We start from the raw sequence: 8,486 nt of genomic DNA, 5'->3' as shown, positions 1-8,486 counted from the left end.
CCCCTCCCGATCTCGGCCAATCATCGAAGGTCTGCCGCGCCCCGTCACCAAGAGCCGCCTCGGGGCCGCCGACGGCCGGCAATTCCTCATATTCGATGGAGATCAGTTCGATCGCGTCGGCCGCCGCATCGGCACTGTCGGCCACCACGATCGCGACCGGTTCGCCGACGAAGCGCACGCGGTCGGTCGAAAGGGCATAGCGGGCAGGCGCCCTGATCTTCATGCCGTCGACGCCGGGAAAGGTGACCAGCGGTCCGGGGGCGATCAGGTTCGCTTCGAGCGCGTCCTTGCCCGTCAGTACGAGACGGACGCCGGGTGCTTCCAGAGCCGCATTTGCATCGATCGAAACGATGCGTGCATGCGGCAGGTCCGCCCGCAAGAAGGCGGCGTGGAACTGGCCTTCCAATATATTGTCGGCGGTATACACGCCTTGTCCGGTCACAAGTCTCATGTCTTCCCGGCGGCCGGTGAAGACCTCATGATCACTGCTCAAAACACTCTCCCATGCCGGCCAGGTCCGGGCCGAACTTTTCTGCAAGATTCAACTGCGAAGCAGGCATCGGACGAGATTCCGCCCGGCCTTCCCGCCCTGTCCCGGAGGCCGACGCTAAAGGAAGAATTCAACTCTGACAAATGTCATTTTATGACGTGATCGCATCCTTTGCGGATTGTCGCCAGCGAAGGAAAAGCCCGCGCCGGCCAAGCCAGCGCGGGCTTTCGGTTCTTCAGGTCGTGATCAGGCAGCGGAGCGGACGAGTTCCTCGGCTTGGCGCAGAGCGGCGATGATGCGGTTCTGGCCGCGCACGAGTTGCGTCCTGGCGAAACCATGCCTGGCCGGATCGAGCTTGTCGAAATCGGCGGCCGTCGAGATCGCCGGTAGTTCCGGGATCGGCAGGGCCGGATCGTGGCGGAAACGCTGTTCGCGGGTGAAGTTGAGCGGCACGAGGATGCGGGCCAGACGCTGGATCACGCGGTTGGCCTCTTTCGCTTCCACCTTGCCGGCGTCGATACCGGCATAGAAGGCGGCGAGTGCCGCGCCGAGCTGTTCCACCGCCTTGCGGGTCGGAGAGAGGTCGAAGCGGTCGCCGGCCTTCTTCTGGTAGGTGTCGACCGTGTGGAGGAATTCCTTCGCCGTCGCGCGCCAGTCGAAGGGCAGGATCTTCGCATTGGCGTTGCGCAGCACGGCGAGCAGGTAGACCTTGATGTCGCGCAGAAGGATGTCCTTGTCGGCGATTTCCAGCGTGTCGTTCTCGGTGTGCCAGGCGATGTTGCCGCCGCAACCGCCGACCGTATAGTAGCCCTTCTCCTCGCGGTCGCGGTCGGCCATGGTGGAAGACAGCATCAGGTAGCTCGAAAGACCTATATTGTTGAAGGAATAGTCGCCGGCGCGGTGCGGGCGCTCGCCTTCCGCTTTTTTGCCGGCCACCTCTTCGATGACGTCAGAGAGAAAGGCTTCCGTCTCGCTCATCATGCAGAGGTTGATGAACTCTGTCGCCCAGCGGCAGCCGGGGCTGTCGCAATTGACCGAGGCGACGCAATTCTCGTCGAGGTCGAGCGCGAAATTATCCGAGAACCAGGTGGAGCCGGCATAACGGCCGGTCGAATGGCCGGGCCACCAGCAGATGCGCACCGAGCGCTTCAGCTTGTCGCGGTTTTCCCAAAGGACGCGGGCGATTTCGAGGAGGGTTGCATCGCCGGTGGCGTTGTCGCCGACGCCGACGTCCCAGCTATCGAGATGCCCATGCAGCAGGATGTATTTTTCCGGCTCCTCCGTGCCCTTGATGAAGACTTCCGGCAACTTGGAGGTGAACCACCCCTCTTCCATGTCGGTGAAAACCGTAACTTCGGTTCCGCTTCCGGCAAGCTCGATGAGTGCGTCGCCGCTCTCCCGGTTGACGGCAACGGCCGGGATGGAGGGTTTGCGCGGCAGGTCGTCAAGGTCCGGTGTGCCCCAGACGGTGGTGCAGATGCCCCAATGGATATCGACGCCGGGGTTGATGGCGATGACGCCGATCGCCCCCAGTTCCGTGAATTGCGAGACAAGGCCGGGATTGGCGAAACCTTCGGAGAGAACGATCTTGCCGCGCACCCGTGCCGCGAGGTTGTCCGTGTCCTCGACGGCCTTCTCGAACATGGTCGAGATCGCCTTCGGCTGGAGGCTCGCGATATAGACCAGTTCGCCCTTCACGCCGGCCTTGGCGTCCTTCGCGTAGGCTGGCGGTTTGGCACGAAAGGTCTTATCCCCGGCCTCGACGCGGGCAAGCCCCGGAAGGCTCAGGTAGAGGTTCGGCTCGTGCATGGTCACATCGACACCGTGCTTCTTCAGCCGCGCGGCCACCTCGTCCATGCCACGGTTCACGTCGGTTGGATGCTCGCGCTTGTAGGTCGAGAAGCTCTCGATCAGCGCCCAAGGCTCGTCCAGTTTCACCGCTCCCAGAACGGCGGATTCGGTCTCGTTCATCTCCGGTACTCCCCAAATTGTTTTATTAGATGAAACGTCGTTTCATAAAACGAGGAGACGCTAACAGAGGTTTTCCGACCCTGCAAGCGGGTTTGGAGGGCGAGAAATCGCACTCGAGCGCCGTGCGTCCTTTTGGACGCACATAGGACGCTCGATATCTTTGAATCTGCGCATCGTGTTTTCCAAAAATCGATTCCGATTTTCGGGCCGATGCGCCGGCGAAAATGGGCGCCAAGGCGCCCGAATTTCCTGAAGTGACGAAGAGGAGCGATCTGCAGAGTTCAAGCAGTTGATGTCATGCGTCCACTTTCGCCGGGCCCATGAATGGAAAGGCGTTCGGAAATCTCGGCGGCGGCCTCCAGCGCCGCGTTCAGATAGCTCTCCCGGCGTTCCTCGTCGAAACGGACCACCGCGCCGGCGACGGAGATCGAGGCGATGACGGCGCCGTCCGCTCCCCTGATTGGTGCCGCCACCGAGAAGGCGCCGTCGTCGAGATCATTGAGTACGATGTTGTAGCCGTTCGCCCGGATGCGTTCGAGGATCTGCAGCAGTTTCGCCCGATCTGTCACCGTGTGCGGGGTGAAGGCTTCGAGTGGCTGGGCCAGAACGGTGTCGATCACGGAGGGATCGGCATGGGCGAGCAGGAGCAGCGATCCGCCGCCGGCGTGCAACGGACCGTTGCGTCCTGCCTGGGCGAAGAGGCGGATCGAATGCCGGCCTGCCCGCGTCGCCAGCACATAGCTCTTCAGCCCTTCCCGGACGACGAGGTTGATGTTTTCCGACGTCTTGTCACGCAGCGCGTCCATGACCGGCCGGGCTGCATGCAGCAAGGCGCCATCCTTGCCGAGCCGCTCGCCGAGTACACCAATGCGGTAGCCGAGCGAATATTCGGCGCGTTCCGCATCCCGTGACACGAAGCCGCGGTCCTCCAGCGTATGCAGCAGCCGGAAGACGAGCGACTTGGTCATGCCGAGCGATTTCGCAAGCGAGGTGACACCCTGTTCGGGACGATCGGCCAGCGCTTCCAAAAGCGCAAGAGCCCGATCCACGGCTGCGATCTTGTAATCCTTGGTTTCGGTCATCGGGTGTGTCCTCCGGCATGTGAAATGGATTGCTTCAAGCTTCTTGCAATCTTCTGGGAATGTGATTTACTCGTTTGCAATGCGAAACGATGTTTCACGGAATAAAACAAAGCGCGTCGCGATGCAATTGCCTCAGGCGTGCTGATGATGAAATCTGTGGATTAGAATTTCCTTCGGTGCGCGCGATGCGTGTCGGTGATGATTTCAAAGTTCGCAAAGCAAGGGGGAGATAACCCTTGCCAACAAAGAGAATAGTCAAGCTATTCAGAGGAGAACAACGATGAAGTCCTTTTTGAGAACCGCATGTGCGGCAATGATGGTGAGTGCCTTGGCCTTGCCTGCCTTTGCCGGCGATCCAATCCGCAAGATCACCATCCTGTCACGCCCGCAGGCCGGCCAGCAGGCCGAATTCCAGTCCGTCCAGCTCATCGCCCAGGAATGGCGCAAGCTCGGCCTCGATGTCGAGGTCAAGGCGATGCCCTGGGAGCAGATGTCTGATGTCGTCTGGTACAAGCGCAACGACTGGGATTCGACCGCCTGGCAGATGGTCGGCCGGCCCGAGCGTTCCGATCCGGACGAGCTCGTCTTCAACCTCTTCCATTCATCGACCGCCGAGAACGGCTACAATTTCGCGGGCTATCTGAACAAGGATTACGACGCGACGGCGGAAGCCCAGCGCGGCGAGATCGATCCGGACAAGCGCAAGGCGCTCGTCTACAAGGCACAGGAGATCCTCGACAAGGATCAGCCCTATATGATGCTGGTGCATCCGAAATCGACCTTCGCCTTCGACAAGACGGTCTGGAAGCCGGAATCGGTCGTCAACCAGAGCGGCATCGGCATCCGCAACACCTGGACCTTCCTGGGCATTGAGCCGGCCGGCGCCAAGAAGGATCTGATCATCAATTCATCCGACAATATAAAGGCGATCAACCCCCTCTATATCTCGGGCAGCGTCGACAGCTGGATCACCGAACTCGTCTGGGACCGCCTCCTGCGTGTCGGGCCGGACGGTCTGCCGAAGCCGTGGGCTGCCGAAAGCTTCACCTGGAAGGACGCGACTACGGTCGACGTGAAGCTCAAGTCGGGCATGAAGTGGCATGACGGCAAGCCGGTCACGCCGGAAGACGTGAAGTTCTCCTTTGAGGCTGCTGTCGGCGGCGAAGCGCCGATGTACAAGCCTTTCGCCACCAATATCGACTCGATCGCCATCAACGGCGACGTCGTCACCTTCAAGCTGAAGAAGCCGGCAGCCTCCTTCGTCACCTCCAGCCTCGCCAAGGTCAATCTGATCCCGAAGCATGTCTGGGAGCCGATCCTCAAGGATCTCGCCGCGAAGCCGGAAACCGCCGAAAGCTATCAGGAGCAGATGCCGATCGGCTCCGGCCCGTTCAAGTTCGTCTCCTGGGCAAAGAACGAGTCCGTCACGCTTGCGGCGAACAAGGATCACTTCAATCCGCCGAAGGTCGATCGCTGGATCCTGCGCATCGTTCCCAATGCGGAAGCCGCACTCGGCATGCTGCGTTCGGGCGAAGTCAACTTCATGGGCGAGTTCACCGGCGATCCGCAAGTGCTGATCGATGCCGCCAAGAAGGACGGCGACCTGGAAGTCGTGTCGACCGTCGACATGGGCTTCCGCTACATCGCGTTCAACGAGCGCCGTCCGCCCTTCAACGACCCGGCCTTCCGCCGTGCGCTTTCCGAAGCGGTCGACCGTCAGCTGATCGTCAAGGCCGCCTATCGCGGCTTCGCGGTCGCCTCGAACTCCATCGTCTCGCCGGCGCTTGAGTTCTGGCATGACAAGTCGGTGGTCGATGGTTTCAAGGCCGGCCATGACGTTGCAGCCAAGACCTTGAAGGACGCTGGCTATACGCTCGAAGGTGGCAAGCTCCACTATCCGGGCGACACCAAGGAAGCCTTGGCAGCCAATTGATCCTTCGCGGAGGCGGCGCTCCTCCCGCGCCGTCTCCTCCCTGCCTGACGCTTGACATTGGCGACCTCGCATTCCTCCCGAGGGGCCGAGCCAAGAGAAGGAAGTTTATGAGATGACCAATTTCAAGGCGGTGGGCAGCAGGCTGCTGCAGCTCGCTCTTGTCCTGTGGGCGGTGGTGACCATCCTCTTTCTGATGTTCCGGCTGATGCCGGGCAATCCGATGGCTGCCTATATCGACCCGACATTCACGCTGGAACAGCAGCAGCAGCTCATGGCCCAGTTCGGGCTCGACAAGCCGCTCTGGCAGCAATACCTGATCTATCTCGGAAATCTCCTGCAGGGCGAGCTCGGCCAGAGCTTTCGCTATCGCGAGCCGGTCGGTGAGCGCATCTGGACGCTCTTGCCCAACACGCTGGTGCTGACCTTTTCCTCGCTGATCATCGCTTACGCTTTCGGCATCCTGGCCGGTGCCTATCTCGCGTGGCGGCGCGGAAGCTTCATCGAGCAGGCCGCCATTCCCGCGGTGCTCACTACCCGCGCCATGCCGGAATTCTGGCTCGGCATGGTGCTGCTCGCCATCTTCTCGTTCTCGCTCGGCTGGTTCCCGGCAGGCGGCACGCGCGCTCCAGGAGCGGAATATTCCGGTTTCCTTGACCTCTATACGTCCCGCGACTTCCTTTCGCACCTGATCCTTCCGGCCGCGACGCTGGCGATCTACAGCCAGGGCCTGCCGCTTCTCCTGATGCGCTCCAACATGCTGGACGTGATGAAGGAGGATTTCGTCACCATGGCGCGCATCAAGGGCCTGTCGAACTGGACGGTCGTTGTGCGCCACGCGGCCCGCAACGCACTTCTGCCGGTGATGACTTCCTTTGCGATTGCCGTCGGCTACCAGCTTCAGGGCAATGTCGTCGTCGAATCCGTTTTCTCCTGGCCGGGGCTCGGCCGCGAACTGGTGAATGCGGTCGCCGCTTCGGACTATCCGCTGGCGCAGGGCGCCTTCCTGATGATCGCGCTGGTCGTCATTTTGATGAACCTGCTTGCCGACCTGCTCTACGCCGTTCTCGATCCGAGGGTTTCCCATGCCTGAGATCGCCGCACCCGCAATCATCAAGCCGAGGCGCCCCAATATCCTTGCCCGGATGTTCCGCGCGCTGAGACTGCCGGTGAACGACCCGTTCGCCGTCGCCGGCCTTGTCATCTATTTCGTCTTCATCGTGACGGCGGTGTTTGCCGACCAGATCGCCACGCATGATCCGACGGAAATCCTCTACACGCCTTCCTACGATCTGGCGGCGGACCTCCGGCCGGGGCAGGACGGTTTCCTGATGGGGACCACCAGCCTCGGCCGGGACATCTTCTCGCAGCTCGTTTACGGCAGCCGTTCCGCGCTGCTGATCGGTGTGACCGCCGCCTTCATGGTGGCGCTGATCGGCTCGATCATCGGCCTCATCGCCGGCTATTTCGGCCGCTGGGTGGATGCCGTGCTGATGCGGCTTGCCGATATCGCCTTCGGCATCCCGTTCCTGCCTTTCGTCATCGTGCTTGCCGCCTTCCTGCAGCCGTCCATCTGGAACGTCGTGATCGCGATGGCGCTGGTGCTTTGGCGCGACACGGCACGCGTCATTCGCAGCCAGGTGCTGACGCTGAGGACGCGCGGCTACGTGGAAGCGGCGCGAGTGGCTGGATCGTCCGATTTCAAGATCATCCTGCGCCATATCGCGCCGAACATCCTGCCGCTCTCCTTCCTTTACGGCTCGATCGCGATCGGCTGGGCGATCCTGACGGAAGCGTCGATCAGCTTTCTCGGCTTCGGCGACCCGGATTCGATCAGCTGGGGTTACATGCTGCAGGATGCGTTCGCGAGCCAGGCGCTCGCCAAGCAGGCCTATTACTGGTTCGTGCCGCCCGGCATCTGCATCATCCTCGTCGTCAGCGCGGGTTTCTTCGTCACCCGTGGTTATGAGAACATCCTTTTCCCGAAGTTGAACCGATGACAGAACCCCTCCTTTCCGTCCGGAACCTGCGGGTGAGCTATCAGGTGGGACGCAGTTTCGTCCATGCCGTGGATGGCGCGAGCTTCGACATCCCGAAGGGCTCGATTACCGGCCTGGTCGGTGAATCCGGCTGCGGCAAGACCACCGTAGCCCGTGCCCTGACGCGGGTGATCGCCGACAATGCAGCGATCACGGGCGGTGAGATCCTGTTCGAGGGCAGGAACCTCGCCAAGCTGCCCGAAAAGGAAATGAACGCGCTCAGATGGCGCGACATCGCCTTCGTGCCGCAGAGCGCCATGAACTCGCTCGACCCGGTCTATACGGTCGAATACCAGCTCGGCGAGGTGCTGCGCCGTCGCGGCGGCATGGGCCGCAAACAGGCCCGCGCACGTTCCGAGGAACTGTTCGAAATGGTCGGCATCGATGCCAACCGTCTGGACGATTATCCGCACCAGTTCTCCGGCGGCATGCGCCAGCGCGTGGCGATCGCCTTGGCTTTGGCGCTCGACCCGAAACTGATCATTGCCGATGAGCCGGTGACAGCGCTCGATGTCATCGTGCAGCGGCAAATTCTCGACCAGCTCAAGGAACTGCAGGTGCGGCTCGGCCTCTCTGTCATCCTCGTCACGCACGACATTTCGGTCGTCGCCTATATCTGCGACCGCACGGTTGTCATGTATGCCGGCAAGGTGGCGGAGTCGGGAACCATGCAGGCGGCGCTGACCGCCCCCTCGCACCCCTATACGATGGGCCTGCGCAACGCCTTTCCGGACCTGCAAGGTGCTGCTTCCGGCGTGCTGACGCCGATCGAAGGCGCGCCGCCCAATCTAGCCAATCCGCCAGCCGGCTGCCGCTTCAAGCCGCGCTGTCCCTTCGCGCTTGATCTCTGCGGCTCGGAGCCGCCGGTAATCGACGTCGCGCCGGGGCATCCCGTGCTCTGCCATCGCGCACGTGAAAGCGCCGCCTTGCGTATCGAAGCCGCCAAGACGGAGACCTGGATGGCCCGCGCATGA

The 8,486-nt window shown here is 61.8% G+C and carries 6 protein-coding genes and 1 pseudogene; 4 read left to right on the top strand and 3 right to left on the bottom strand.

Annotation, left to right across the window (positions count from 1 at the left end; genetic code table 11):
- From ABK249_RS20140 to ABK249_RS20130, 3 genes and pseudogenes are all read right to left on the bottom strand, one after another.
- Positions 1 to 493 (bottom strand): annotated as a pseudogene (locus ABK249_RS20140) (xanthine dehydrogenase family protein molybdopterin-binding subunit); the annotation flags it as partial.
- A 243-nt stretch (positions 494 to 736) separates the two neighbouring features.
- Positions 737 to 2,461, bottom strand: a complete 1,725-nt coding sequence (locus ABK249_RS20135; RefSeq protein ID WP_227703946.1) for a M28 family peptidase — start codon at positions 2,459 to 2,461, stop codon at positions 737 to 739.
- A gap of 281 nt (positions 2,462 to 2,742) precedes the next feature.
- Positions 2,743 to 3,543: an IclR family transcriptional regulator gene (locus ABK249_RS20130; RefSeq protein WP_037152714.1), complete on the bottom strand. Its 801-nt coding sequence runs from the start codon at positions 3,541 to 3,543 to the stop codon at positions 2,743 to 2,745.
- A 280-nt stretch (positions 3,544 to 3,823) separates the two neighbouring features.
- On the opposite strand from ABK249_RS20130, the gene ABK249_RS20125 reads away from it, so the two are divergent.
- From ABK249_RS20125 to ABK249_RS20110, 4 genes are all read left to right on the top strand, one after another.
- The gene (locus ABK249_RS20125; RefSeq protein WP_227703945.1) at positions 3,824 to 5,476 is read left to right on the top strand and encodes an ABC transporter substrate-binding protein; all 1,653 of its coding nucleotides are present in this window, start codon (positions 3,824 to 3,826) and stop codon (positions 5,474 to 5,476) included.
- 112 nt (positions 5,477 to 5,588) lie between these two features.
- Complete coding sequence (locus ABK249_RS20120; protein WP_037152711.1) at positions 5,589 to 6,566, top strand: ABC transporter permease; 978 nt, start codon at positions 5,589 to 5,591, stop codon at positions 6,564 to 6,566.
- A complete protein-coding gene (locus ABK249_RS20115; protein ID WP_081952869.1) occupies positions 6,559 to 7,473 on the top strand; it encodes an ABC transporter permease in 915 nt (304 codons plus the stop codon). The genes ABK249_RS20120 and ABK249_RS20115 overlap by 8 nt, the downstream gene beginning before the upstream one ends.
- Positions 7,470 to 8,486 (top strand): ABC transporter ATP-binding protein, encoded by a 1,017-nt coding sequence (locus ABK249_RS20110; protein WP_227703944.1) that lies wholly within the window; start codon positions 7,470 to 7,472, stop codon positions 8,484 to 8,486. Before ABK249_RS20115 ends, ABK249_RS20110 begins: the two co-directional genes overlap by 4 nt.

This window comes from Neorhizobium phenanthreniclasticum, from assembly GCF_040066075.1.
Taxonomy (GTDB): Bacteria; Pseudomonadota; Alphaproteobacteria; order Rhizobiales; family Rhizobiaceae; genus Neorhizobium; species Neorhizobium petrolearium.
This window is presented reverse-complemented; position numbering and strand designations above follow the sequence as displayed.

Excerpts from the sequence above, each read along its gene's own strand:
- ABK249_RS20115 (WP_081952869.1), top strand. The coding sequence starts at position 6,559 with ATGCCTGAGATCGCCGCACCCGCAATCATCAAGCCGAGGCGCCCCAAT.
- ABK249_RS20130 (WP_037152714.1), bottom strand. The coding sequence starts at position 3,543 with ATGACCGAAACCAAGGATTACAAGATCGCAGCCGTGGATCGGGCTCTT.
- ABK249_RS20120 (WP_037152711.1), top strand. The coding sequence starts at position 5,589 with ATGACCAATTTCAAGGCGGTGGGCAGCAGGCTGCTGCAGCTCGCTCTT.
- ABK249_RS20125 (WP_227703945.1), top strand. The coding sequence starts at position 3,824 with ATGAAGTCCTTTTTGAGAACCGCATGTGCGGCAATGATGGTGAGTGCC.
- ABK249_RS20135 (WP_227703946.1), bottom strand. The coding sequence starts at position 2,461 with ATGAACGAGACCGAATCCGCCGTTCTGGGAGCGGTGAAACTGGACGAG.
- ABK249_RS20110 (WP_227703944.1), top strand. The coding sequence starts at position 7,470 with ATGACAGAACCCCTCCTTTCCGTCCGGAACCTGCGGGTGAGCTATCAG.